General features: G+C 67.6%; 20 protein-coding genes and 6 pseudogenes. 13 read left to right on the forward strand and 13 right to left on the reverse strand.

Features of this window, described 5'->3' with window-relative positions:
* Window positions 1-17 precede the first annotated feature (17 nt).
* From StrepF001_RS10905 to StrepF001_RS10920, 4 genes and pseudogenes are all read right to left on the reverse strand, one after another.
* Window positions 18-2,282 (reverse strand): RICIN domain-containing protein, encoded by a 2,265-nt coding sequence (locus StrepF001_RS10905; protein ID WP_240797371.1) that lies wholly within the window; start codon window positions 2,280-2,282, stop codon window positions 18-20.
* A 70-nt stretch (window positions 2,283-2,352) separates the two neighbouring features.
* Window positions 2,353-2,535, reverse strand: a pseudogene (locus tag StrepF001_RS10910) (chitinase); the annotation flags it as partial.
* Window positions 2,529-2,753 (reverse strand): hypothetical protein, encoded by a 225-nt coding sequence (locus StrepF001_RS10915; protein WP_165396187.1) that lies wholly within the window; start codon window positions 2,751-2,753, stop codon window positions 2,529-2,531. The pseudogene StrepF001_RS10910 and the gene StrepF001_RS10915, both read right to left, overlap by 7 nt.
* Window positions 2,754-3,011: 258 nt before the next feature.
* Entirely contained in the window at window positions 3,012-3,347 is a 336-nt protein-coding gene (locus StrepF001_RS10920; protein ID WP_206306814.1) for a hypothetical protein, read from the reverse strand.
* Between the two features lie 69 nt (window positions 3,348-3,416).
* Here StrepF001_RS10920 and StrepF001_RS10925 point away from each other — a divergent pair, with 69 nt between their 5' ends.
* Window positions 3,417-4,592, forward strand: coding sequence for an IS630 family transposase (locus StrepF001_RS10925; RefSeq protein WP_240797372.1), 1,176 nt, complete (start codon window positions 3,417-3,419; stop codon window positions 4,590-4,592).
* Between the two features lie 44 nt (window positions 4,593-4,636).
* Here the strand turns inward: StrepF001_RS10925 and StrepF001_RS10930 are convergent.
* Window positions 4,637-5,433 (reverse strand): IS5 family transposase gene (locus StrepF001_RS10930; RefSeq protein WP_165396255.1). Its coding sequence is split into 2 segments (ribosomal slippage): window positions 4,637-5,100 and window positions 5,100-5,433, totalling 798 coding nucleotides; the frame shifts between segments, so codons are not numbered across the junction.
* Between the two features lie 443 nt (window positions 5,434-5,876).
* On the opposite strand from StrepF001_RS10930, the gene StrepF001_RS10935 reads away from it, so the two are divergent.
* Together StrepF001_RS10935 and StrepF001_RS10940 are read left to right on the forward strand one after the other, a co-directional pair.
* The gene (locus tag StrepF001_RS10935; RefSeq protein ID WP_346656928.1) at window positions 5,877-6,167 is read left to right on the forward strand and encodes a helix-turn-helix transcriptional regulator; all 291 of its coding nucleotides are present in this window, start codon (window positions 5,877-5,879) and stop codon (window positions 6,165-6,167) included.
* Window positions 6,168-6,178: 11 nt separating this feature from the next.
* Window positions 6,179-6,433 (forward strand): annotated as a pseudogene (locus StrepF001_RS10940) (helix-turn-helix domain-containing protein); the annotation flags it as partial.
* 330 nt (window positions 6,434-6,763) lie between these two features.
* Here StrepF001_RS10940 and StrepF001_RS10945 read toward each other — a convergent pair.
* Complete coding sequence (locus StrepF001_RS10945) at window positions 6,764-7,297, reverse strand: hypothetical protein (protein ID WP_129798089.1); 534 nt, start codon at window positions 7,295-7,297, stop codon at window positions 6,764-6,766.
* A gap of 198 nt (window positions 7,298-7,495) precedes the next feature.
* Here StrepF001_RS10945 and StrepF001_RS10950 point away from each other — a divergent pair.
* The 5 genes and pseudogenes from StrepF001_RS10950 to StrepF001_RS10970 form a co-directional block, all read left to right on the forward strand.
* Window positions 7,496-8,420, forward strand: a pseudogene (locus StrepF001_RS10950) (IS200/IS605 family accessory protein TnpB-related protein); the annotation flags it as partial.
* A gap of 599 nt (window positions 8,421-9,019) precedes the next feature.
* Complete coding sequence (gene ltrA / locus StrepF001_RS10955; protein WP_346656917.1) at window positions 9,020-10,864, forward strand: group II intron reverse transcriptase/maturase; 1,845 nt, start codon at window positions 9,020-9,022, stop codon at window positions 10,862-10,864.
* A gap of 358 nt (window positions 10,865-11,222) precedes the next feature.
* On the forward strand, window positions 11,223-12,341 hold the full coding sequence (locus tag StrepF001_RS10960; RefSeq protein WP_240797373.1) for a PP2C family protein-serine/threonine phosphatase: 1,119 nt from the start codon (window positions 11,223-11,225) through the stop codon (window positions 12,339-12,341).
* 789 nt (window positions 12,342-13,130) lie between these two features.
* A complete protein-coding gene (locus StrepF001_RS10965) occupies window positions 13,131-15,932 on the forward strand; it encodes a SpoIIE family protein phosphatase/ATP-binding protein (RefSeq protein WP_129798091.1) in 2,802 nt (933 codons plus the stop codon).
* Between the two features lie 280 nt (window positions 15,933-16,212).
* Window positions 16,213-17,427: pseudogene (locus StrepF001_RS10970) on the forward strand (IS256 family transposase).
* 233 nt (window positions 17,428-17,660) lie between these two features.
* Here the strand turns inward: StrepF001_RS10970 and StrepF001_RS10975 are convergent.
* Together StrepF001_RS10975 and StrepF001_RS10990 are read right to left on the reverse strand one after the other, a co-directional pair.
* Window positions 17,661-18,305 carry a dihydrofolate reductase family protein gene (locus tag StrepF001_RS10975; protein ID WP_129798092.1) on the reverse strand — a complete coding sequence of 215 codons (645 nt, stop codon included), beginning with the start codon at window positions 18,303-18,305 and terminating at the stop codon, window positions 17,661-17,663.
* Between the two features lie 715 nt (window positions 18,306-19,020).
* Window positions 19,021-19,476, reverse strand: a complete 456-nt coding sequence (locus StrepF001_RS10990; RefSeq protein ID WP_165396220.1) for a MarR family transcriptional regulator — start codon at window positions 19,474-19,476, stop codon at window positions 19,021-19,023.
* 92 nt (window positions 19,477-19,568) lie between these two features.
* Here StrepF001_RS10990 and StrepF001_RS47460 point away from each other — a divergent pair, with 92 nt between their 5' ends.
* From StrepF001_RS47460 to StrepF001_RS11000, 3 genes are read left to right on the forward strand one after another with little or no spacing between them, the layout of a single operon-like run.
* Window positions 19,569-19,895, forward strand: coding sequence for a class I SAM-dependent methyltransferase (locus tag StrepF001_RS47460; RefSeq protein ID WP_240797374.1), 327 nt, complete (start codon window positions 19,569-19,571; stop codon window positions 19,893-19,895).
* Window positions 19,826-20,227: a class I SAM-dependent methyltransferase gene (locus StrepF001_RS47465; protein ID WP_240797375.1), complete on the forward strand. Its 402-nt coding sequence runs from the start codon at window positions 19,826-19,828 to the stop codon at window positions 20,225-20,227. Before StrepF001_RS47460 ends, StrepF001_RS47465 begins: the two co-directional genes overlap by 70 nt.
* On the forward strand, window positions 20,224-20,646 hold the full coding sequence (locus tag StrepF001_RS11000; RefSeq protein WP_129798094.1) for a spore germination protein GerW family protein: 423 nt from the start codon (window positions 20,224-20,226) through the stop codon (window positions 20,644-20,646). The genes StrepF001_RS47465 and StrepF001_RS11000 overlap by 4 nt, the downstream gene beginning before the upstream one ends.
* Window positions 20,647-20,742: 96 nt before the next feature.
* Here the strand turns inward: StrepF001_RS11000 and StrepF001_RS47470 are convergent, their stop codons facing one another.
* The 5 genes and pseudogenes from StrepF001_RS47470 to rpmG form a co-directional block, all read right to left on the reverse strand.
* Window positions 20,743-21,156 (reverse strand): hypothetical protein, encoded by a 414-nt coding sequence (locus StrepF001_RS47470; RefSeq protein ID WP_240797376.1) that lies wholly within the window; start codon window positions 21,154-21,156, stop codon window positions 20,743-20,745.
* 48 nt (window positions 21,157-21,204) lie between these two features.
* The gene (locus StrepF001_RS47475) at window positions 21,205-21,492 is read right to left on the reverse strand and encodes a hypothetical protein (protein WP_240797377.1); all 288 of its coding nucleotides are present in this window, start codon (window positions 21,490-21,492) and stop codon (window positions 21,205-21,207) included.
* A gap of 64 nt (window positions 21,493-21,556) precedes the next feature.
* Window positions 21,557-21,679 carry a type B 50S ribosomal protein L36 gene (ykgO, locus tag StrepF001_RS11010; protein ID WP_129798095.1) on the reverse strand — a complete coding sequence of 41 codons (123 nt, stop codon included), beginning with the start codon at window positions 21,677-21,679 and terminating at the stop codon, window positions 21,557-21,559.
* Window positions 21,680-21,751: 72 nt separating this feature from the next.
* A pseudogene (locus tag StrepF001_RS11015) lies at window positions 21,752-21,928 on the reverse strand (50S ribosomal protein L31); the annotation flags it as partial.
* A gap of 48 nt (window positions 21,929-21,976) precedes the next feature.
* Complete coding sequence (rpmG, locus tag StrepF001_RS11020) at window positions 21,977-22,141, reverse strand: 50S ribosomal protein L33 (protein ID WP_129798097.1); 165 nt, start codon at window positions 22,139-22,141, stop codon at window positions 21,977-21,979.
* 616 nt (window positions 22,142-22,757) lie between these two features.
* Here rpmG and StrepF001_RS47480 point away from each other — a divergent pair.
* Window positions 22,758-23,198: pseudogene (locus StrepF001_RS47480) on the forward strand (AbfB domain-containing protein); the annotation flags it as partial.
* A gap of 67 nt (window positions 23,199-23,265) precedes the next feature.
* Window positions 23,266-23,448: a hypothetical protein gene (locus tag StrepF001_RS11030; RefSeq protein WP_240797378.1), complete on the forward strand. Its 183-nt coding sequence runs from the start codon at window positions 23,266-23,268 to the stop codon at window positions 23,446-23,448.
* The last annotated feature ends 136 nt before the right edge of the window (window positions 23,449-23,584 follow it).

Genomic DNA, 23,584 nt, shown 5'->3' on the forward strand with positions numbered 1-23,584 from the left:
CCGTGTTGTGAGCCGCCTCAGGGGTAGTTCACCAGGTTGGCCACGTTGGTGGAGGAGTTGGACGGGCCGCCTCGGTCGTTGATGACGTGCTGGATGGTCCCGGTGCCGCCGAGTGAGACGGTCACCATGTTCTGGAAGCGCACGTTCGGGTTGTTGGGCACTTCGAAGGCGTGCTCGGCGGTGACGGACGGGTTGACGTTGAAGTAGCAGTAGCTGCCGAGTCCGTAGGCCTGGTGGCTGGTGACGGAGTTGGCGACCTTGTAGGCGGCGTAGCCCTGCGTGGAGCCGTTCATCCAGGCGGCCTGGTTCGGCGGGTCGTAGGGCATTTCGTTCTGGTAGAAGTACGTGCGTCCGCCGTTGCCGTTCCAGATGGTCTGGTGTTTCTGGTAGTGCTCGACGAACAGGCCGTACATGGTGACGTTGTCGCCGTTGACGACGAGTCCGGTGTCGGCGGTGTTGGTGTTCCAGCCGATGCCGCTGCCGTGGTCGCCGCGCCAGATCCACAGGTGGTCGCCGATGACGTGGTCGCTGTTGACGACGAGGCTGGTGGTCGCCTTGCCCACGGCGGCTCCGCCGACCCGGAAGTAGACGTCGTGCAGGGAGGTGGGGTTCGCCGCGTGGCCGGCGGCGGCGCCGGCCGGGCCGACCTCCATGAGCGTGGGTGAGTTGGTGGTGCCTGCGTCGAAGAGGATGCCCGCGATCTTCACCCCGTCGACGTCGGCGACCGTCATGGCGGTGATGCCGTTGTCCGGGATGAATGTGGCGAGGCCGAGTCCGAGGACGACGGTGTCGGGACGGGTGACCTGCAGGGTCTGGTCGAGATGGTAGACGCCGGGGGTGACCAGCAGGTTCTTGCCTTCGGCGAGAGCGGCGTTGATCTGTGCGGCGCTCGCGCCCGGTTTGACGACGAAGAACTGGTCCATGCCGAGCGAGGTGCCTGCGGCGGTTCCGTTCGCCCAGGTGGTGGCCGAGGAGTTGGTCCGCAGGGAAGGGACGAATACCTTGTAGGCGCCCGCGTCGTCCATGTAGAGGAACGGCTTTTCCCGCACGGTGGGGGTCTGGTTCACCGTGGTGTAGGGCGGGTTGGGGAAGCTGGTGCCGGGCACGCCCTGGCTGCCCACGAAGACCATGTTCCAGTTGGAACCGGTCCAGCTGCCGAGCTGGGAATTGCGGGTCAGCCACTGCTGCTGGGTGCCGGAGCGGACCTGGCCGTCGATCTTGCTGTCGGCCATGAACCCGCCGCTGGACCAGCCGCCGTCACTGAGTTCCAGGTTGCCGCGGACATGCATGCGCCGGTACCCGGAGGCCTGGGAGACCGCCCACCGGTCGGTGCCGCCCGTGGGGTTCACCGACAGGTTCTCGGCGCCGCGCCAGAAGTTGTGGGTGGCGTTCTGCGGCGGGAACCAGTCTGCCTCCACGTGCACGGCGCCGTTGATGGTGACGGAGTCGGGTGACTGGCCCAGGCCCAGGACCTGCGTGTAGAAGCCGACGTTGACGTCGTTGCTGTACGTGCCGGGCTTGAACATCACGGCGTAGCGCTGGGAGCCGAACTGGTTCGTCTCCTGCTGCTGGAAGATGGAGTTCAGTCGGCTCTGGATCGTCGAGGACGGCATCGACGGGTCGAAGACGACCACGTTGGGGCCGAGGTCGACGTCCCCGGGCGCGGTGCTCACGGGCGCGACGTGGAAGCGCTGGGCGGCCGTTCCGTTGCAGGTGTACTGCACCAGCTGGACGCTGTCGGCCGTCGAGGCGGACGGGACGTCGAGGCACTTGCCGCTGTGCCGGTTGACGAAGTGGTAGGCGCCGCCGCCCTCGTCGACGGGCTGCCACTGCTGGTTGTTGCCGCCGCCGTACGTCCACAGGTGCACGGCCGCGTTGTCAGCCGTGGACACGTTGCTCACATCCACCACCTGCTGGGCGTCATTGCGGTTGTCGATCCGCACGAAGCCGTCGCTGGTCGGTGTGAAGCTCCACTGCTGTGCGGTGCTGTTGTTGCAGGTGTACTGCTGCACCGCCGTGCCGTTCACGGTGCCGGCCGCTCGGGCGTCCAGGCACTTTCCGCTGCCGCTGTTCACGACTGTGGACCAGCCCGTGGGCAGGGCTGCTGTGGCGGAGTCCGGCGATGTTGCCGCCGTAGGGGTGGTTGCCTGGGTGGGCTGTGCGGTGGTGAGGATCGAGACGGCCGTGGTGACGGCCACGAGGACAGCGGTCCACCGGCCGTGGTCATGGGGCGCGGCTGAGCCGTGCCGGCCGCCGATGAGGGGGCGCGCGGGTCTGAGCATGTCGTCTCCTGGGCCGACGAAGCGGCATGTGTGGGGGGGGGGTAGGAAGGAGAGGCCGAAAGAGGGGGCGTCAGCCGTTGTACTGGGCGAAGACCCGCGTGAAGTCCCATGGCTGATGGGAGACTGCCGAGCAGGTGTCGGCCCCGCCGCCGGTGCACGGCCGGTCGCGGTTGACCGACCGGAAGGTCAGCCGCGCCGGGTGGCGCTGTTGGGCGTAGCCGAGAACGGTGCGGAAGTCGTCGACGGTCACTGTCGCGTCCAGGCGCCGTCGGCCTGCAGGTTGACGATGTCGCTGGCGGCGGTGACGGTCCACTGCTGGGCGGCGGTGCCGTTGTGGTCGTACAGCTGTATGGCCGTGGCGGTACCCGCGACGTCCCCCCACCTGCCGCCGACACCGGTGATCTGCCCGGTGGCAGCCGCTGTGCCCAGTGCACTGCGTACCGCGGATTGGCGTAGAAGCCTCGTGGTCATCGGGTCACCGTCCATTTCGGCGGGCGGCACCGCAGGTCGATGGCTGCGGCCGGGCTGGCGCGGGCGGTGCTGCCCTAAGAGAATGCGGAATGGCATGTATATGACAGGTCGCGCGTGAAGGACCTGCGGAAACGTGAGCGGTACTACATCTGCCGGGGTGGGGATCGAGCGCTTAGTGGTCTGCGTCGTAAGTCCTTCGGGGGTTGACTTCGGAGCCGGTCGTGGGTGTGTGCGCTGTCAGCTGTCAGCTGTCAGCTGTCAGCTGTCGAAGGCGGTGAGGTGGAGGTGGCAGGCGGTGTCGAGGGCGTCCTCCGGGGTGCCGCTGCCACTGCCGGTGGGCAGGAGGGCGTCCTGGTAGCGGTCGCTGGCCGGGTCGTGCAGGGCGAAGCCCCAACGGCTGGCGGTGCCGTGGTAGCGCAGGCGCATCAGCTTGACGCTCTGGCCGTAGGCCAGTTCGCCGTCCACGTAGGCGTACTGGCCCCGATGGCGGACGCGCAGGCCGGCCAGCTGCGGCCAAGCGGCCTTGGCGCGCATGTTCAGATACAGCTCGAGTTGGAGCCGGGCATGTTCCGAGGGCGTTGGCACAGCGGACATCCTGCCGGAGGGTCGGCGATCGGGGGCGGGCAGGATACGGCCTGTCGTGATCCACTTCTCGTGATCGGCTTGCCCGCCTTGCCCGTTGCCCCTGCCCGCCCGATAACCCTGACCGCCTCCGAGCGCAAGCGGCTCAAGACGATGGCCTACGGCCACAAGACCGAGCACCGGCTCCGTCAGCGCGCCCAGGTCGTCCTGCACGCGGCCCGGGGCCGCCCCAACGCCCGCATCGCCCGCGAGATGGGGCTGCACCTGGACACCGTCCGCACCTGGCGCGGCCGATTCGCCGAGCACCGGCTGCCCGCCCTGTCCGACCGCAAGCGCTCCGGGCGTCCCGCCTCCTTCACACCGCTGCAGACCGCCCAGGTCAAGGCCCTGGCCTGCCAACTGCCCGCCGAGAGCGGCACACCGCTCTCGCGCTGGTCGGCCCCGGAGCTGGCCCGCGAGGTCGTCGGCCGCGCCATCGCCGGCGCGATCTCCGCCTCCACCGTGCGGCGCTGGCTCAAGCAGGACGCGCTCAAGCCCTGGCAGTACCAGTCCTGGATCTTCATCACCGACCCTGCCTTCCGGTCCAGGGCCGAGCGCGTGCTCGACCTCTATGCCCGCATCTGGAACGGCGAAGCGCTTTGCGCGGACGAGTACGTGATCAGCGCGGATGAGAAGACCTCCATCCAGGCCCGCTGCCGCTGCCACCCCGCCCTGGCCCCCGGGCAGGCCAGGGCGATGCGGGTGAACCACACCTACGGCCGCGGTGGCGCCCTGGCCTACCTGGCCGCCTACGACGTCCACCACGCGAAGACTTTCGGCCGCTGCGAGCCGAGAACCGGCATCGCCCCGTTCATGGCCCTGGTCGACCAGGTCATGACCCAAGAGCCCTACGCCAGCGCGAAACGTGTGTTCTGGGTCGTGGACAACGGCTCCTCCCACCGCGGCAAGAAGGCCGCCGACCGGCTGACCGCCGCCTACCCGAACACGGTCCTCGTCCACACCCCGGTCCACGCCTCCTGGTTAAACCAGGTGGAGATCTACTTCTCCGTTGTGCAGCGCAAGGTCGTGACACCCAACGACTTCACCGACCTCAACGAGGTCGCGGACCGGCTCCGAGCCTTCGAAGACCGCTACAACGCCACGGCACAGCCGTTCCAGTGGAGATTCACCACCTCCGACCTGGACGATCTCCTGGCCAGGCTCGACCGGCACACCGCCGATCACCCAGAAGAATCCTCCGCCGCCCCGGCAACATGATCAACCCCCGAAGGACTTACGACGCAGACCACTTAGACGTCATCTCATTTGGCGAGCCTGCGGTAGCAGATGAGGGTGCAGGCGATGCTGGTGAAGGCGAGGAAGTGCTCGGCTTTGCGCTCGTAGCGGCGGTGGAGGCGGCGGCAGCCGGCGAGCCAGGCCATGGTGCGTTCGATGGTCCAGCGGTGGCGGCCCAGACGTGTGGAGGACTCGATGCCCTTGCGGGCGATGCGGTGATGGATGCCTCGCTTGCGGAGCCATCGCCGCAGGTGGTCGTAGTCGTAGCCCTTGTCCGCGTGCAGCTTGGCGGGGCGGCGTCGGCGGGGTCCGCGGCGGGAGCGGATCGGAGGGATGCCCCGGACCAGTGGTTCGAGGGCCTGGCTGTCGTGGAGGTTCGCGCCGGAGATGCCGATCGAGAGGGGCAGACCGGTCCGCTCCGTGATCAAGTGGATCTTCGAGCCCTTCTTGCCCCGATCGACAGGATTCGGACCTGTCAGGTCCCCCCTTTCAAGGCCCGCATGTTCACCGAGTCAATCGCGCACCGGGACCAGTCCAGCTCGCCGCGAGAGCCGAGTTCGTCCAGGACCAGGCGGTGGAGCTTGGCCCACACCCGCGCCTTGCTCCATTCGGTGAACCGCCGATGGGCCGTCGGACCCGATGGCCCGAACGACGGGGGCAACTGCCGCCATGTGCAGCCTGACGTGGCCACGAAGATGATCGCTGCCAACACCTCGCGGTCCCCATACCGACGGCGGCCACCGCCCTGCGGCCGCGACGGAGCAGGCGGCACCACCCGCTCGAACAACCCCCACAACTCATCCGGCACCAGACGCTCAACGATCCCCACGACGACAGACTATCGAACATTCCAAATGAGACGACCTCTTAGTTCACTACGTGATTTAAGAAGTGACGGAAACCCCCTGTCAAGAGTTTGGTCTGGTCCAATCCCGAGTGCTGTTCACATCGGTGAGCCTTGTTCATGTGGGTGTTCTTGGAGTCCCAGCCATGCGAGAATCCTTCAACTCCCGGACGTGGCCGTGCAGTTGGAGAAGCGGGACGACCTCTTCGACTTCGATCCCGTCACCGGCGGAGAGCCCTGCCTGCGAGCGTGCACAACATCAGGAGTGGCAGTCCGTGCCGGCGTTCAGCTCGCTCGTGACGGTTGTCCGTAGGAGCCCACACGCCGAGGCGGCGTCGAAGTGGCGGCGCGCACCCTTGGTTCAAGCTATACGCATCTCGCATAATCAATGTGACTGACGCGGTAGATGCTGCAGCATGCGGATGACCTTGGCCGAGTGTGTCCGATCGGCGGTGGCGGCACTCCTGCATGCTACGGACGAGTCGCAGACCGACCTCGCAGCGGCTTTGGGAGTGAGCCAGGCGCAGGTGAGTCGCCGTCAAGCTGGAGACGCCCCGTGGAGCTTGGGCGACTGCGACGCGGTGGCCGCGTACTTCGAGATCGACGTGCTGGATCTGATGGCCGGGCCGGCCCGGGCCGCTGAAGCCCTGCTCGACGCCCGCCGTCGCACGCTCGGCCGGCGAGTGCCCGCTGCCAGCCAGGTGGAGCAGTAGGAGACCGCACGATGACAGAGTTCGACGCGATCGACGCCCTGTGGGCCAGGCAAGAGGTCCCGCTGTCGCCCGTCGAGGAACGGCGCGCGCTCCGCGAGGGATGGAACCTGCCGCGCACACAGGTGGCGCAGGCCCTCGGCGTGAGTTTCTCCACGGTCGGCGGCTGGGAGTCCGGACGGGAGCCGAGCGGCGAGATCCGGGAGAAATACGCGTACTTCCTCGACGGGGCACGCACCAAACTGCAGGCCCCCACCCAGGAAACGGAAGTCGCCACAGGCGAGGCGGACCTCCCGGCCGGTGACGAGGTCGACGAGGTCGGGGCCCTCCCGGAAACCCGGCGGGAGGCCGGCTGACGGCTCCATCGCTTCCTCATGCTCCTCGCCCTCGGGCGGGACGGGGCAGCGCAACCTGGACCGCTTCCGGGGCGGCGGTGCGCACCGCTTCCGTGCAGGCGCTCGCTCTGTCCCGGCAGATGATCTCCGGGGGGTTGCCGAAGCCGGGCGGTCGGCCTGGCGTGTCTTGCGTGATGCAGCCGGGGCTTCGGTCAGGACCGTGCCGACTGGTCCATCCGCCGGCGCGCTCTGTCAGGGGACTCGTCAGTGCTGCAGGTGGACGGTGAAGTGCCGTTCGGTCTCGCCCGCGGGGACGGTGCGGACAAAGCCCTGAGCGGTGCGGTAGTCGCCGGATCCGCCGGTGATGCTGACGTCGACGGAGGGTGGAGCGGGCAGGTGCAGCAGTGACTGCGCGGCGAACTGTCCCTCGGGGAGTGCGAAGGTGCCCAGGCACTGGAGGGCGGCCGGACTGACCTGGGTGTAGGTGCAGACCGCGCTGTGATCACCCACCTTCTTGCCGTCACGGTAGAGATCCTCGTGCACAATCCGCTGATCACCCACGCTGACTCCAGGCTTGCCCAGGTCGACTTCTCCGGCCGAGGTCTGCTTGCCGACCAGCTCGAAGATCTCCACACGGTGCTTCTCGGCCGGCGCCGCGGCCGACGCCGACGGCGAGAGCGCTGCACCGCAGGCGAGGGCCACAGCTACTGCGGCAGCTGCGCTCAGGTATCGCGCCTTGCTTGTCTTGGTGATGTCCGGAACCTGACTGGCCCGTTCATTGGTCTTCATATCGTGCATGTGTAAATGCTGCTGCCAGGTCGTGCTGGACGGCCAGTGGGGCCGGCGACCCTGGTAGGGGCAGGCCGCGGTGCTCGGGCAGAGCAGCATCAGTCACCGGTTGTGCGGTGCATCAGCCGCTCGGCGCGGCCCAACCGTCGGATCTGCCGAGGAGGTCAGGCCCTGGCCGCTCCGGCATCAGCGACGTGCCGAGGCCGTTCCCTGCCCGTGGGCGCGAAGGGCGCCAAGCAGGTGCCGGGCGGCTACCGCAGCAGGCAGGAGTGGTTCGTCAAGTCCCGCCGCCTGCACCTGCTCGAAGACCGGCACCGGGCGGCGCGGGCGGACCGTGAGGCCGGCGCCGTGCGCGTGGTGCGTGGCGGGACGCGGCTGCTGAACACCCGCCACCACCTGGATGCCGCCCGGCTCACCGAGGCCGAGTGGCGCACGCGGTGGGAGGCCGGGCGCCGGTTCCTTGCCGCGGACGGCGAGTCCGGGAAGCGGTTCGGCAACGAGACCATCCGCGCCACCCCGACGGCGAGGTCTCGATCAAGCTCCCCGCGCCGCTGGCGCACCTGGCGAACGCTGCGCACGGTCGGTACGTGCTGGCGGCGAAGGTGTCGTTCGCGCACCGGGGTGAGCGGTGGGCCGACCGCGTGGCAGCCAACCGTGCCGTGGCCTACCGCATCCACGAAGACGTAGGCCGCGGGCGCTGGTACCTGACCGCGTCCTGGACGATCCCTCCGGTCCGGACCGTCCCCCTGGCGGCGGCCCGCGCGGCGGCCTGGCCGGCGTGGACACCAGCGCCGACCACCTGGCCGCCTGGCGCCTCGACGAACACGGCAACCCCGTCGGTAATCCCCGACGCTTCTTCTACGACCTGTCCGGCACCGCCCAGCACCGCGACGCCCAGGTACGGCACGCCCTCATCCGCCTGCTGCACTGGGCCAAGCGCCACGGCCTCGCGGTCGCGATCGAAGACCTCGACTTCACCGCGGAGAAGACCCGCGAGAAGCACGGCCGCCGAAAACGCTTCCGCAAGCTCATCTCCGGCCTACCTACCTCCAGGCTGCGGGCCCGGCTCGTCAGCATGGCGGCCGGACTCGGCATCACTGTCGTCGCCGTCGACCCGGCCTACACCTCGAAGTGTGCGACACGAAGTCGCACCGTAAGAAGTGGAGTAGCAATGGAAGCTATATAACCAGCGCTATTCTCTGGCTTGTGTCATAGGCCAGTCCCCTGCACTCACGTGCGTCGACAGTAATGACGGGGTGCGAAGCTGAGTGAACGGAAAGCCTAAGGATAGCCTCGGCCATCGGGGAAATCCGGGGCAGTGGGGGAAGAGTGGCAGGGTGAACGCAAGTGAACCTCCGATGATGGCTCGTCAGTGTAGCCCGTCGATGGCATGTAAAAAGACGGTATGGGAAGGGCCGCGCTGAAGCGGCGGGTGGAGTCGTAGGAATTTTGCTGCGACTCAAGACACCACCCTCTTCCCCGGGCTGCAGGAGGCACCCGCACCACTCGCATCTTCGCGGTGTGGAACGTGGAAACCCCGTTGAGGTCCGGCCGAGAGGCCGGTAAGCCGGACGTAAGAAGGGCAGAACTCCTCAGCGGGAACAGGAAGGCTCAAGAAGCGAAGGCCGGTAGGGCGAAAGCTCAGAGGAAAGGGAAAGTGATTCCTATAACTCGCCGGATACGGGACTGGTGCCCGGCCCGAAAGGGAGCAGACGTGAGCCTGGTGGACCTTTGAAGAACGAAGCAAGGAACCCGGAACCGAAGGACAAGTTAGACGAAGGGAGGGTCATGGCGGACGTTACGGAAGTTGTGGCGCTTCCTGCGAACGGACCTGAGGACGGCTCCAAAGCCTGGCGCAGCATCGACTGGGCACAGGCCGAGGAGAATGTACGGCGACTGAGGCAGAGGATCTTCAAGGCCGCGCAGCAAGGGGACCTCAAGCAGGTCCGCAATCTACAGAAGCTCATGTTACGCAGCTATTCCAACACGCTGGCAAGCGTGAAGCGGGTGGCTCAAGTGAGTTCTGGCCGCAACACTGCCGGTGTTGACGGGGTCAAGAGTCTGACCCCGGCCCAGAAATATGAACTCTCCTCTGCGATCCACGCAGAGGAGAAACCATACGGGGCAATGCCAGTAAAACGTGTGTACATTCCGAAGAGCAACGGAAAGCAACGTCCACTGGGAATCCCAGTTATCCGGGATCGCGTGATGCAGGCGCGGGTCAAGAACGCGCTTGAGTCGGAATGGGAGTCCCGATTCGAGCCGAGAAGCTACGGCTTCCGTCCCGGACGGGGTTGCCATGATGCACGCGAGGCCGTCTTCAACGCCGCCAGTTCACGGGGCAAGAGGGTGTGGCTCCTGGACGCCGACCTTGCAGGCGCGTTCGACCGCATCAGCCATCAACACCTGCTGGAGTCACTCGGGACGTTCCCTGCCAGGGAAATGATCCGGAAGTGGCTCAAAGCCGGAGTGATGGAACGCGGGCGCTTCGCACCCACAGAGGAGGGGACGCCGCAGGGTGGTGTGATTAGCCCCCTGCTGCTCAATGTTGCTCTTCATGGCATGGAGGAAGCCGCAGGGTGCCGGTACAAAAAGAAGGGTGTCGGGCGAGAGCCCGTGGCCGTACCTGGCACACCGATCCTGATTCGCTACGCCGATGATTTCGTGGCCCTGTGCCACACGGAAGAAGAAGCGAACACGGTCAGGCAGCGGCTCGGGGAGTGGCTGGCTCCGCGGGGACTCGCCTTCAACACGGAGAAGACCAAGACGGTCCATCTGAATGAAGGTTTCGATTTCCTCGGGTTCAACGTACGTCGGTACGACGGTCAACTGCTCATCAAACCGAGCCGCACGGCAATCAAAAGAATCAAGGAGCGGCTACGGGAAGAGGTCAAGGCCCTGCGTGGCTCGAACGCTGCCGCGCTGATAGCCAAGCTGAGTCCCATCATCCGGGGCTGGGCGGCCTACTACCGCGTCGCGGTGTCCAGCAAGGTCTTCAGCTCGCTGGACACGTACGTGTGGCGGCTCACCTTCAAGTGGGCGCGATACACGCATCCAAATAAGTCGAGGACCTGGGTAGCCGACAGGTACTTCGGCAGATTCAACCCCTCCAGGGACGACAAATGGGTGTTCGGCAACCCCGAGAACACCTCCTACCTGGTCAAGTTCGCCTGGACAAAGATCGTGCGCCACGACATGGTCAAGGGAGCGGCATCCGTTGATGACCCCACCCTGGCCGACTACTGGGACAAGAGGCGGCACAAGACGGCACCGACGACACTGGACAAGAAAACCCTTTCAATGGCCTACCTGCAAAAGGGAATCTGCCCAGTGTGCCGTCAAGCGCTGATCGCCGACGCGGAATACCAGCCTGACAACCCACGCGAGTGGATTGAATGGTTCGCAACGGCGAGGAAGAGGCTGGAGAAACACCACCTCGTCTACCGAAGTCTCGGCGGGTCGGACGCACGGTCAAATCTCCGCCTTGTGCACTCAGAATGCCACCAACATCACCACGCAGGTGACAGGTGGGAGAACGGCAGGATTGCCGCTGCACGGCCCTTGCGGTCTGCTTGAGCCGGATGCGGGGATAACTCGCCAGTCCGGTTCTGAGGGGGGCCTCCCGCAGCAATGCGGGAGGCCTACCCGACGGGGCGCCCGGCACTGGCAGAAACCCCTCACCAGCAAGACCCGCAAGATCACCCGCCACGAAGCGACGTGGGGGGCCTGTGCCCTGCCGGGCCGCGCACCCGGCGTCCTGACGGCGCCGGAGGCGCAACCGATCCCAGCCCTCGGTTGCCCTGTGCGAGAAACGGTTGCGGCTCGTGGGCCGTCGCCTGGGTCTGTTGGGGACGGTTCAAGGCGGCTGACAGTCGTGCATGAGTGCCTGCTGCAGCACAGCAGGTGCCCATTTAATCCCGATAAGATGCATTTTGTGATCAAGTCGGGACGGCTGCGGCGCCGCCACCCTCCCCACGGTGGCCAGGGGAAAGCCGTACTGATGTCACCGGTGATTCTTACCGTCGTCATTGCCGGCCTGGCCTTCTCCACGCCGAGGGAGATCGCCTTCAGTCGCCTGCTGCCCGCGGCACCCGCCCTCGCCGCCGCGATGTGGCCGGTAATCCCGACGGTCCTGCTGGGGGCGGTCTGCCTACTGGTCATGATCGGGCTCAGCTTCTTCTACTCCGATCTGGGGACGCCGTACACGGCTGCTGCGATCGTTGCCGTCACCTTGGCGGCCGCGTATGCAAGCCATCTCCGACTCCAACGGGAGGAGACGCTCTTCCAGGTCCGGCTCGTCGCGGACGCAGCCCAGAAAGTACTGATGCGCCCGCTGCCGCGCCGGATCCGTGACGTCGAAATCGAGTCACTGTATCTGGCGGCCCAAGAGCAGGCCCGGATCGGAGGAGACTTCTATGAGGCGGCCGACACACCGTACGGACTTCGGCTGCTCATCGGCGATGTGCGCGGCAAGGGCCTGTCGGCGGTGGGGGCGGCCTCGGTGGTGATCAACTGCTTCAGGGAGAACGCGTACGACCAGCCCGAGCTGAAGGGCATCATCCGTCGCCTGGAGACCAGCATCGCCCGCTACAGCATGACGACTCCCGCCCACGATCAGCCGGAGCACTTCGCCACCGCTCTGATCGCCGAGATCCCGTACAGCGGCGGGCACATCAGAGTTCTCAACTGCGGGCACCCGCCACCGCTGCTGGTGCAGCGCGGGGAGGTCCAGATCCTCGAGCCGACCATCCCCTCGGCACCCCTCAATCTCGCGGCGCTCGTCGGAGGCGACTACTGCGTCGACACCGTCGCCTTCGTTCCGGGTGACCAGATTCTGCTCTACACCGACGGGGTTTCGGAGACCCGGGATCGCGCCGGCGAGTTCTTCCCGCTGCCGGACTGGATGCGGCAGCACAGCCCGGCGCCGCCCCGTGAGCTGCTGGACCGGCTTCACCGGGACCTGCTCCACTACAGTGGCGGAAGACTCGACGACGACATCGCCGCGCTCGCCGTGCGCTGCCGGCCCACAGGGGCTCCCGAGCTCTCCGCGTAGGTGGCCCCACTCCTGATCGTCGGGGGCCTGGGCTCGCTTCCAGTACGCCCTCACGCGCCCGACGGTCGCGAGCTCGTCGCAGCGGCGCCAGCCGGGCAGCGGGGGTGGGTCATGAAATCCGCGTGGTCGGCGTGATCACCGGGCCGGGTCATCGCCTGCATCCCCGGCCGGGCCCCGTGCCTGCGGATGAGGCCACCTGGGTGACCGTCGCCGTCGTCGGCCGGTCAGCCGCGCGGAGCCGACAGGTGGATGAGGATGCCGCATACTCATCCACGATCTCCCCAGGCCTCCCTCTCGTGGTCAGCACTCTCACCCGAACCCGGTCGGCACATCGCTCCTCGTCCACCTCCAGGAGCCGGGCGTTGCGCCGTATCCATGCGCGGTCTCACCGGCTGCACAGCGCCTCGAGCCTGCCGCGCCGTCGTCCTCCTGCCAGGTCTCGTGGCCCTCCGTCCCGCATGGGGACATGGGGGGTGAACCGCTCACCGTTCGATCCGCGTGTCAGGGGGTGCCGGGCTGAGCCGAAAGGGCGGGCGGACCCCACCGCCGGGCTCCGGGGTCCGGACGCCCCGGAATGCCTGGTCGTTCCGGAACGCCGGCCGGAGCGCCACGGCTGCGGCCGGCGGCACCCGTCGGCGTTGCGCCAGAGGGTTCAAGCCCGGTGCCGGTTCAAGCCCGGGCTCAGTGGCACGGGCGCAGTTCTGTTCCAGCATGTCCGGCAGGACCAGGGCCCGCCAACGGTGTCGGTTGCGTCGGTCCAGGCTCGCACGGCGGTGATATGAAAGGTATATGCGGGCATCGATCAGGCGATATCTGACTCCGTCGCGTCATCCGCCCACCGGACGTTCGTACGATCGTCGCGCTTCCCTGCTGAACCCGCACAGCACAGCCGGGCAGGTGTTCCTTCTCCAGGTCGCGATCGTGGTGCTGTTGGTCGTGACTGCCGTGGCTGCCATGCTGCTCCAAGCGGCAAACGACGCTCTGCAGCAGGGGCGCAGGGAGTCGGTCGTCGCGGCCCAGGCATTCGCGAGTGCCCCTGGTGTTGTTCAGGCGTTCCGCAGCCGGCACCCGTCCGCGGTGCTGCAGCCGCGAGCCGAAGAGGCGCGGAAGCGAGCGGGCGTGGATTTCATCGTTGCCGTGAGCACAGAGGGAATTCGTTATACGTACCCCTACCCGGAGGAGATCGGGAAGAAGTTCGTCGGCACCTTCGAACCGGCCCTGGAAGGGCGTACCGTCATCGAGCAGGCCGGAGGCCCGCCTCTGCCCGCAGGCAAGGGCACGGCCGTGCAGGCTGTGGTGCCGGTGACCGACTCCCGCGGCATGGTCGTCGGCCTGGTCTCCGCAGGGATCACGGTCAGGAACGTGGCAAGACTGTGGATGCCACAGCTGCCGATCATCCTCGGTGCCGGGGCGGCGGCGCTCGTGCTGGCCACGACCGGCACGACACTTGTGTCCCGGCGGCTGCAGTGGCAGACGCGCGGTCTGGCGCCGGCGGAGCTGGCGCGGATGTACGAACACCACGAGGCCGTCCTGCACGCTGTGCGGGAAGGGGTGCTGATCACTGACGCCGACGGCCGACTGGTACTGGCCAACGACGAGGCGCAGCGACTGCTGGGCCTTCCGGCGGCGGCGCAGGGGCGCCATGTGCGGGAACTGGGGCTGCCGGAGCAGATCGGGCGCTTGATCATGTCGCCCGAGGTGGTGACCGATGAGGTGCATCTCGCGGAGGACCGCTTGCTGGCAGTGAACAAGCGGCCCACGTTCCCGCACGCTGTCCAGGGAGGCAGCGTGGTGACGTTGCGGGACACGACCGAGCTGGCTGCGGTCTCGGGGCGGGCCGAGGCCGCGCGGGAGCGACTGAAGCTGCTGTACGGGGCCGGGGTGCGGATCGGGACGACGCTGGATGTAACGCGTACGGCCCAGGAGCTGGCCGAAGTGGCCGTGCCGCAGTTCGCAGACGTCGTCACGGTGGATCTGCTGGATTCGGTGTTGCAAGGATCAGAGCCGACGGCCGAGGGATGGCGGCATCTTCGGCGTGTGGCGACCAGCGGCGAGCACCGGCTGATGCCGGTGTTCCGTGTCGGTGAAGTGATCACGTACCTGCCGGGGACCCCGCAGATGCGGACGCTGCCGGAGGGACGGGGCGTACTGGAGGCGGACCTGCGGCAGGCTCACGGTTGGCAGGCGCAGGATCCGGATCGCGCTCGAGAGGCTCTGGAGCGCGGGTTGCACGCGCTGGTCACCGTGCCGCTGCGGGCGCGGGGTGTGCCACTGGGCGTGGCGAACTTCTACCGGGCGGGTGACTCCCCGCCGTTCGAACCGGAGGACGTGTCCTTCGCGGAGGAGTTGGCCGCGCGGGCAGCGGTGGCCCTCGACAACGCCCGGAGGTTCACCCGGGAACACGCGATGGCGGTGACGCTGCAGCGCAGTCTGCTGCCGCGGGGACAGCCGGACCAGGACGCACTGGAGGTGGCCTGGCGATATCTGCCGGCGGAGGCGGGGGTGGGTGGCGACTGGTTCGATGTCATCCCGCTGCCGGGCGCTCGAGTGGCGCTGGCGATGGGCGACGTCGTCGGTCACGGGCTGCACGCCGCGGCGACGATGGGGCGACTGCGCACCGCGGTGCACAACTTCTCCACCCTCGACCTCCCCGTGGAGGAGGTGCTCGGGCACCTGGACGACCTGGTCGTACGCATGGACAACGAGGAGAGCACCGGCAATGCCACGGAGGGACACGAGGGTGAGGGCGTGACGGGTGCGGCGTGTCTGTACGCGATCTACGACCCGACAGCGGGGAAATGCACGATGGCCCGTGCAGGACACCCCGACCCGGTGGTGGTGAGTCCGGACGGGACCGTCACCTTTTCCGACGCGCCGGCATCGGTCCCGCTCGGCCTGGGAGGCCACCCCTTCGAAACCGCCGAGTTGTACCTGCCCGAAGGGTCACAACTGGTGCTGTACACCAACGGCTTGGTGGTGGACCGCACCCGCGACCCGGACGTCGGGCTGGATACGCTGCATCGGGCGTTGGACGGGGCCGGGGGGCGTACTGCGGAGGAGACGTGTCAAGCGGTGATCGATGCGTTGACGCCGGCGCATTCCTCCGACGACATCGCGCTGCTCGTGGCACGTACCCGGCTGTTCCCGCCCTCGTGCGTGGCCCAGTGGGACGTGCCGTCGGATCCTGCGGTGGTGCCCTCGGTGCGGGCACACTGCACGGAGAAGTTGCGGGAGTGGGGTCTGGAGGACACCGGATTCACCACGGAGCTGATCGTCAGCGAGTTGCTCACGAACGCGATCCGGTACGGATCGCCGCCCGTCACGGTGCGGCTTCTGTACGGGCGCTGTCTGATTTGCGAAGTGTCGGACGGCAGCAGCACCTCGCCGCGCCTGCGACGGGCGACGACCATGGACGAAGGCGGGCGGGGGCTGTTCCTCGTGGCGCAGTTCGCACAGCACTGGGGAACGCGGTACACACCCCGGGGCAAGGTCATCTGGGCGGAACAGAGTACGGACGACGGCGCATCCGCCGCCACGGGCCACACACCTGTCGACGTTCTGCTCGAGCAGTTCGGTGATCCTGCCCTGTGACTTGGACAGCCCTCTCGCCGGGGTGCGACTGCGCCGACCAGGACGATCGGTGAACGTGACGGCAGCGTCGGCAAGCGACTCCCGCGGTCTCAGTTCCCGTCTCGTACACCCGCGTTCGGGGCCGTCCCGGAGGCCCGCACACGGTTGCGTCCTGGGAAGTGGTGTACGGGCTCCCACCTGATCCGGGCGTTTGGCCCGGCGTCGGAGTGAGTGTCTGGATATGAGAACGGCCACCGGCTGATCTTTCAAGACGACCAAGTCTTTGAAGGAGATCAGCACGATGACCGCACCCGACAGTGTGCCCCTGCACGCCCTCGCGGAAGACAATCTCGCCTCGGCGAGTCCGGACCTGCTGCGCGCGATGGTCAAGACGTTCGCCGACGCGCTCATGTCGGCGGAGGCCGACACCCTCTGCAACGCGGAGTACGGCCAGGTCAGCGAGGAACGCGTCAACCATCGCAACGGCTACCGCCCACGCGAGTGGGACACCCGCGCCGGGACCGTCGAGCTCGCTGTCCCCAAGCTGCGGCAGGGAAGTTACTTCCCGCACTGGCTCCTCGAACGCCGCCGCCGGGCCGAACAGGCCCTCATCTCGGTGGTCGCTAGCTATCTCGGGGTCCACTCGCCGGGTCGAGAAACTCGCCGAGTCCCTTGGCGTCACCCAGTTGTCGAAGTCCCAGGTCTCCGCGATGGCCAAGCACCTGGACGAGCAGGTCGCCGCCTTCCGTAACCGGCCCTGGACGCGGCCGTATCGTTGTTGGGTCGACTACCCAGAAGGTCGCGAAGGCGGCCGATATCACGTCACGCCTTGATCGCGGTCGGCGTCAACTCCGACGGCCACCGCGAGATCCTCGGTCTGGACGTGGCCACCGCCGAGGACGGCGCCGGCTGGCTCGCCTTCCTGCGCTCGCTGATCGCCCGCGGCCTGTCCGGCGTCCAGCTCGTCATCTCCGATGCCCATGCCGGCCTCGTTGACGCCATCGGCGCGGTCCTGCCCGGTGCGTCGTGGCAGCGCTGTCGCACCCACTATGCGAGGAACTTGCTGAGCCAGGTTCCGAAATCGGCCCAGCCCTGGGTGGCCACGCTGCTGCGGACCATCTTCGAACAACCCGACACCGACGCGGTCCAAGCGCAGATGAGGCACGTCCTGGACGCGCTGGAGGCCAAGTTCCCCAAGGCCGCAGCCCACTTGGACGCTGCCCAGCACGATCTGCTGGCCTTCACAGCCTTCCCACGGGAGATCTGGCGTCAGATCTGGTCGAACAATCCGCAGGAGCGGCTGAACAAGGAGATCCGCCGCCGCACCGACGTGGTCGGCATCTTCCCCGACCGCACCGCGGTCATCCGGCTCGTCGGAGCGGTCCTGGCCGAGCAGAACGACGAGTGGACCGAGGCCCGCCGCTACATGGGCCGCGAACTTCTCACCAAAGCCCGCCTCCACCCGATCGAGTCAGAAACCGACGACACCGTCATGCCAACCGAACTCACCGCATAGCCTCAAACGAGATCACCGAGTGGCCGTCGATACACCACTCCATCAATGTCATGCTCGGACGTGACCCCGCACACGAGCCGCTCCACCGCAGGCCAAAACGCTCCTTGCGGCTTGTCCCACCTCAATCGAGACAGTCAGTCGTGCAGACGAGTCGCCACGCCCTCGCTCTCCCGGTCCCGCTCGCGCCACGGCCATCCCGTCTTCCTCGGCGCGGCCTTGCAGCGGTGCCGAGTTCACTTTCGCCAGAACAGGTGGTGCGTCACGCCGCTCGGGCTGGGCACGACATCCAGGTGGAACCGGTCGAGCAGCTCGTCGGGTGACTCCCAGAGCCGTAGTCCGGACCCGAGCTTCACCGGTGAGACCGCCACGTGCATGGTGTCGACGAGGTCGGCGTCCAGGAACTGCCGGATCGTGGTCACCCCGCCGCCGAGTCGGACGTCCTTGCCCTGCGCCGCCTCCCGCGCCTGCTCGAGGACCGTGGCCGGGTCGCCGTCGACGAAGTGGAACGTGGTGTCGGAGAGCGTGAACGAAGGACGCTTGTGGTGGGTCATGACGAACACCGGGGTGCGGAACGGGGGCTCGTCACCCCACCAGCCGCGCCACTCATGGTCGTGCCAGGGCCCGCGTTGGGGCCCGAACTTGTTGCGGCCCATGATCTCGGCGCCGATGTTGCGTGCGTAGTCCCGCGTGAAGTAGTCGTCGAGGCCCCGGCTCCCGCCGGGGTCGGTGCGCATGGGCCAGCTCGCCGTGGCGCCGGCCCAGGCGAACAGCCTCTCGGGAGAGGCGTGGCCGAACGGCCTCTCGAAGCTCTGATCCTCACCTGCACCGATTCCGTCACTCGAGACGTTGAAGTTCTGGACTCGCAGTAGCTGAGCCACGTGTTCCTCCTGTGTTGCCGATAACGGTGGTGAGACTCTCCGGGCCGGGAAAACTCATCGCTGCGCTCGTGACCGGCGTGAAATCGGGCTATCTGACCAATCCATGTGAGGCAGCAGCGCGAGCTCACGGTGATGCGGGTGACCCGCTCGGAGGATCCCGCCACCCGTACGGGGGCGACGGACTCAGTGGCGGATGCCTGAGCGCCAGTCCGGGGTCCGAGACCGCCGACCGGCGCCATGGGCCGGTGCACGACGGCGTCGGCCACCTTCGGCCGACGAGCCGCGCGTCCTGGTGGAGCGGGACGACTTGGAATGTTGGGAACTCGGCACACCAACATGGGGACCTGCACCTTTGAAGCCGCAGAAAACCGCTGGTCAGGGAATCTCGTCGGCAGCTCAACCATTCACAGGCCGAACCCCTCGCCTGACATTCGGCGCCCGCTCCGCGACGACCATGATCAATCTCGGCGCCGAGCACGGTTCCATTGATTCCCGGGGCCGAAGATCAAGTGCTTGGCGCCGATGGCTGTTCCATTGTTCTCCGAGGCCGATGACCGGCCACGACCACCTCGGCCCCGTCCCCGGCGACCGGTCGGTGTATGCCCTCCGCCTCACCGCCGACGCAGTGTCACTCGTCCGACGCGCCGTGGCACAGAGCCGAAAACTGCCGTCCGCTCCCCACGCCTTCCGACGGCTTGCGGGCTTGCCCAGGCCATCACCTCTGCCGGGTGGGATCAACGGCCTTGAGCCGCTCGATCACCTGAGCCAGGGAAATGGTGAAGTCATCGAGCTGCCCCGGAGGCATGTCCGCGAACAGTACGGCGGCCAGGTCGTCGTGTCCCTCGCGGAACCCGGCGGTGACCTCGCGGCCCCTGTCCGTGAGGTGGACGAGGGTCGCGCGCCGGTCGGTCGGGTGGGCCTCACGGACCACCAGTCCGTCCTCCTGCAGCGCGTCCAGAAGCCCGGTAACGTTGCGAGGCGTGACCCCCAGCCGGCCGGCCAGCGCCCGCTGAGTCATCGGTCCCCCGTGGAACAGGGCCCACAGCACACCGGCGCGTGCCGTGGTCAGGCCGTGCTCGGCCACCCCGCGCTGCATCATGGCGCCCACCACCTCGGTCAGCTCGAAGAGCCGGTCCAGTGAGACTCTGGCGGAAGAGGGTCGCTTCGGCATACCGTGAAGTGACTTCACTATGTAGCACCTCCGCATATCAGAGTAGCCCCAGCGACGTCGCAGGGATGCTGCCGCAGAGGGAGACGGCCACCATGACCCAGCGCATCAAGCACCCGGTCTTCGCCCGCTTCTACGCCGAGCCGGCCGCCCCGGTCCTGGAGAAGGCCGGCGTCACCGAACACCGCCGTCGGTTGCCGGCCGGCCTGTCCGGCGAGGTCATCGAGGTCGGCGCAGGCAACGGACTGAAATTCCCCCACTACCCGCCCGAGGTGAAACGGGTCCTCGCCGTCGAACCGGAACCCCGCCTGCGTGCTCTGGCCGAACAACAGGCCCCCACCGCCCCGTCCCGGTGGAGACACACGACAGCCGAGCCGAGCAACTGCCCTTTTCCGAAGCCTCCTTCGATGCTGCGATCGTAAGCATGACCCTCTGCTTCGTGGCCGATCCGCACACCGCTCTCGCCGAACTCCACCGGGTTCTGCGGCCGGGCGGCCAGTTGCGGTTCTTCGAACGCGTCCAGGCCGACTCGCCCGCAGCGCGGCGCGTCCGGCACGGGCTCGATGCCACCGTCTGGCCCCGGCTGATGGGCGGCTGTCACCCCGGCCGTGACACCCAGACGGCCATCGCCGCCGCCGGCTTCACCGTTACCACTGTCGACCGGTTCCCCTTTCCTGCCACCCGGATGCCCTCACCGGCCGGCACCCTCATCCTCGGCACCGCCGAACGCCCCTACCAGGAAGGCACTCGATGACCACCTCGGACGACACGGCACAGTCCGTCCCGCTGGCGGACATGACCGCAGCCCACGCCTCGGTCACCCTCCTGGAACGCCTGGCCGACAAACTCGGCGGCCGGGCCTCGGTGACCGCCGTCTACGGCGAGCCTGTGGTCAGCGAAGGCATCACCGTCATACCGGTCGCCGAGGTCGGCTTCGGCTTCGGCGGCGGCGCGGGACGCGAAGTCGGCAAGGACAAGACCGGCGAGGGCGGAGGAGGCGGCGGCGGAGCGGGGGCCCGGCCCATCGGGTTCATCGAAATCAAGGAGGGCACCGCGACGTACAAGCCTCTCCGGGATCCATGGGCGGATGTCGTCCTCCCACTCGCCGCCCTCCTGGTAGGCACAGCCCTCCCGCGTCTCGCCCGCCGCCTCGCCAAGCACCGCATTCGCTGAGCTTGTCCAACCTTCCAAGCGCGGGTCTGAGACGGTCATTCGTTGCGGGCCTGCTGTGCTCATCGGCCTTCTGCTCAGCCACGACCAGAGCCGTTTTCAAGAATCGCCATCAACTCGGCTGCACCCGTTGGACTGCGCGGTTGCAGTGGCGACCGATCGTGCAGAAGCGCCGACGACCACCGGTGCGACTGTGCGATTGCTCGGCTCGCCGTCGACCAAGAGGTAGGTGACGGAGCGGCACGTCGGGAAGCAGCAGGGGGCCGGGAAGAAGTCGCCCTTGGTGAACCGGGCCGGCAGTTGCTCGCTGATCGGCCGGATCACGTCAGGGTTCGTGAGCCGGTTCGGCGGATCGAACGGAACATGCCGACCGGAGTGGGAGACCGGCTGGAAGGCCACCGACCGGACGGCCGGGTGGGCCATGCCGAAATCGATGATCGCGCCCAGCTCGTGTTCGTTCAGACCGCGCTCGACGGCGGCGACCAGGGTGACGGTCAGCCCTCGGCGGCGCACTGGTCCAGCGCCCGCTGCTCGAGCGCGCGCAGGTCCCGGCCGCGGATCTCACGATGGGTGCGCGCGTCGAATCCGTCGAACTGCAGGTAGGTCGAATTCGTCCGAACTGCAGGTAGACGGTGGCCGACGTGGCCGGCACACGGTTGCGCGCACCGAGCTCGGCGACGAAGCGCCGGTCGGTGGCGAGGCGGATGCCGTGTTGAGGGTGACGTTCTTGATCGGGCGGGCCTGGGCCAGGTCGACGAAGTCCAGGATGTGCTTGTGGATGGCGATCTCTCCGCCGGAGAACATCACCACCTCCGCCTCGTCCTCGGACTCCACGAAGACATCGAGCATATGGCAGCGACGGGCCGGCTCCCTGGAAGGAGACCGGCCCGTCGACGCATCCGACTGGGGAGGCTCAGCCCTGGCGGGCCTTGAAACGGGGATCCTTGTGGTTGATGACGAAGGTCACGCCCCGACGGCGCACCACCTGGGCGCCGGGCTTGGCCTTGAGCGAGCGCAAAGACTTGCGCACCTTCATGGATGTCCTTTCGTTGGGCCCTCTGGCTCCGGACGCGTTGAGGGGTGGCCCGGGGCCGCATGGCCGTCATGCCGTGTGGAACGGGTGGCTCGCCGAGGAGATCTCGACGTCGACCAGCGGGTAGGCGTTGCCGTCCTGCCGCTCGAGCGCCCGCGGCGAGTCGGCGGTCGGGCCGGTGAGGAACACCTCGCCCGCGGCTCGGTCGCGGAAGACGACCGGGCGGGAGACGGGATGGACGCCCGGCCTCATGAGATGTCCTTTCTCGGGCCCTCCGCCGATCGGCGCAGGCCGTTGGTCCTACCTCTCCTCGCGGAAGAGAACGTGCTGCCCGGCCACCGGGTCGTACTTGCGCAGAACCAGCCGGTCAGGGTGGTTCAGACGGTTCTTGCGCGTCACATAGGTGACACCGGTCCCGGCCGCCGACCTCAGCCGGACGACGGGACGCGCGGTGCTGCGTGCCACGAGGCTCTCCTTTCACCGACTGACAGGCGCTACCTTGATCAGTGCATGCCAGTCAGGTTGTAGAACAGCGGGCCGTGCCGGGACATTCCCCCGACCGACGGAAGCGGCGCTCACCTGCGGGTCATCGCCCGCCACCCGGCGCGGCCGCGCCTGCGGTCGGGCCGGCGTCCCGCGCCTGTGGCGGGATGTCGCCGGCAGGTCGTGCGCGGATCTACCTGGATCCGAGACCGGGCGGATCTGTCGCTGGGACCGGTACGGAGATCACACGCCGCGGTATGAGTCGTTGACGACCTGTCCGGAGGAGACGGCGGACCGGCTGGAGGCGCCGTCGTTGACAGGTGGCGAGAAGCCAGGGCTGTTGGACCTTCGTGCCCTGGTGTGGGGGCGCCGCCGAACCCTGACCGGGCGATCTTGTGGGAGCCCTTTCCCGGGAGCCGACGGAGCGTTCCGGGTGGCAGCGTCCGGGACGACGACAACTTCGGGCAGTTGCGGTTCCTGCGACCGGACACTGACTGGGACGCACCCGGCATCGACACCGGACTCGCCGAGATCTGCACGCGCCTGCCCCGCACCGGCGGTTTCCCGGGTGCGGGCCGTGTCCCTGCACCACCTGCTCGACAATCTCGTGACCCGCTGGGGTGCTCCGGCCTGGCACCGCATCAAGTGCAGCAACCAGCCGGCCCGTTACGTCCGCCATGCCGGCTTCGCGGCGCGCATCGACACGTATCCGTTCGATCCGTACACCGACGCGCAGTGGAGGCTTGTGCCGGGCCTCGCCGACTCGTCCGGGGTGTCCTTCCAGTCGGTCAACTACCCGACCCGCTACCTGCGGCACTACAACTACGCACTGCGGCTGGACGTCAATGACGGGACGGTGTCCTTCGCGCAGGACGCCACGTTCCACCGGACGGCGGGGCTGGCGAACTCGTCCTGGTCGTCGTTCCGCTCCCACAACTTCTCCGACAGATACATCAGGCACTACGACTACGCCCTGCGCCTCGATCCCGTGTCCACCGCGACCGACCGGGCCGACGCCACTTTCGCCGTCGGGTACTGACCGCGCCAGGACCCATCCCGTCGCTTTCGTCAACTGCTGGAACGAACTGTTCCTGTCGGTGACGCTGATGAACAGCGACAGCAACAAGACCGTCCCCACGACCCTGAACGGCTTCATCTCCAGCTTCAACGTCGACCGGGGCTCGATGTCCGCGGCCGCCGTGCTGACCATCCTGCCCACGATGGTGCCGTCCGCCTTCGCCAGTCGTCACCTCGTCCAGGGACTCACGTCCGGCGCGGTGAAGGGGTGAGGGGGCACACCTGCCCGATGCCTGTTGTGCAGCGCTGCTGTATCCGCTCGGTAACTTTTGAGGTGAGGTGAACGGGGGAGCCCGTGGACACGTACAAGCGACTGAAGGTGATCACAGCGCCCATAGTGGCCAGGTC

The sequence above is a fragment of the Streptomyces sp. F001 genome, assembly GCF_004187715.1.
Classification (GTDB): domain Bacteria; phylum Actinomycetota; class Actinomycetes; order Streptomycetales; family Streptomycetaceae; genus Streptomyces; species Streptomyces flavusporus.

Excerpts from the sequence above, each read along its gene's own strand:
- StrepF001_RS10905 (WP_240797371.1), bottom strand. The coding sequence starts at position 2,282 with ATGCTCAGACCCGCGCGCCCCCTCATCGGCGGCCGGCACGGCTCAGCC.
- StrepF001_RS10915 (WP_165396187.1), bottom strand. The coding sequence starts at position 2,753 with ATGACCACGAGGCTTCTACGCCAATCCGCGGTACGCAGTGCACTGGGC.
- StrepF001_RS10920 (WP_206306814.1), bottom strand. The coding sequence starts at position 3,347 with ATGTCCGCTGTGCCAACGCCCTCGGAACATGCCCGGCTCCAACTCGAG.
- StrepF001_RS10935 (WP_346656928.1), top strand. The coding sequence starts at position 5,877 with ATGACCTTGGCCGAGTGTGTCCGATCGGCGGTGGCGGCACTCCTGCAT.
- StrepF001_RS10945 (WP_129798089.1), bottom strand. The coding sequence starts at position 7,297 with ATGCACGATATGAAGACCAATGAACGGGCCAGTCAGGTTCCGGACATC.
- StrepF001_RS10965 (WP_129798091.1), top strand. The coding sequence starts at position 13,131 with ATGCGGGCATCGATCAGGCGATATCTGACTCCGTCGCGTCATCCGCCC.
- StrepF001_RS10990 (WP_165396220.1), bottom strand. The coding sequence starts at position 19,476 with ATGCCGAAGCGACCCTCTTCCGCCAGAGTCTCACTGGACCGGCTCTTC.
- StrepF001_RS47460 (WP_240797374.1), top strand. The coding sequence starts at position 19,569 with ATGACCCAGCGCATCAAGCACCCGGTCTTCGCCCGCTTCTACGCCGAG.
- StrepF001_RS11000 (WP_129798094.1), top strand. The coding sequence starts at position 20,224 with ATGACCACCTCGGACGACACGGCACAGTCCGTCCCGCTGGCGGACATG.
- StrepF001_RS47475 (WP_240797377.1), bottom strand. The coding sequence starts at position 21,492 with ATGCTCGATGTCTTCGTGGAGTCCGAGGACGAGGCGGAGGTGGTGATG.
- ykgO (WP_129798095.1), bottom strand. The coding sequence starts at position 21,679 with ATGAAGGTGCGCAAGTCTTTGCGCTCGCTCAAGGCCAAGCCCGGCGCC.
- StrepF001_RS11030 (WP_240797378.1), top strand. The coding sequence starts at position 23,266 with ATGAACAGCGACAGCAACAAGACCGTCCCCACGACCCTGAACGGCTTC.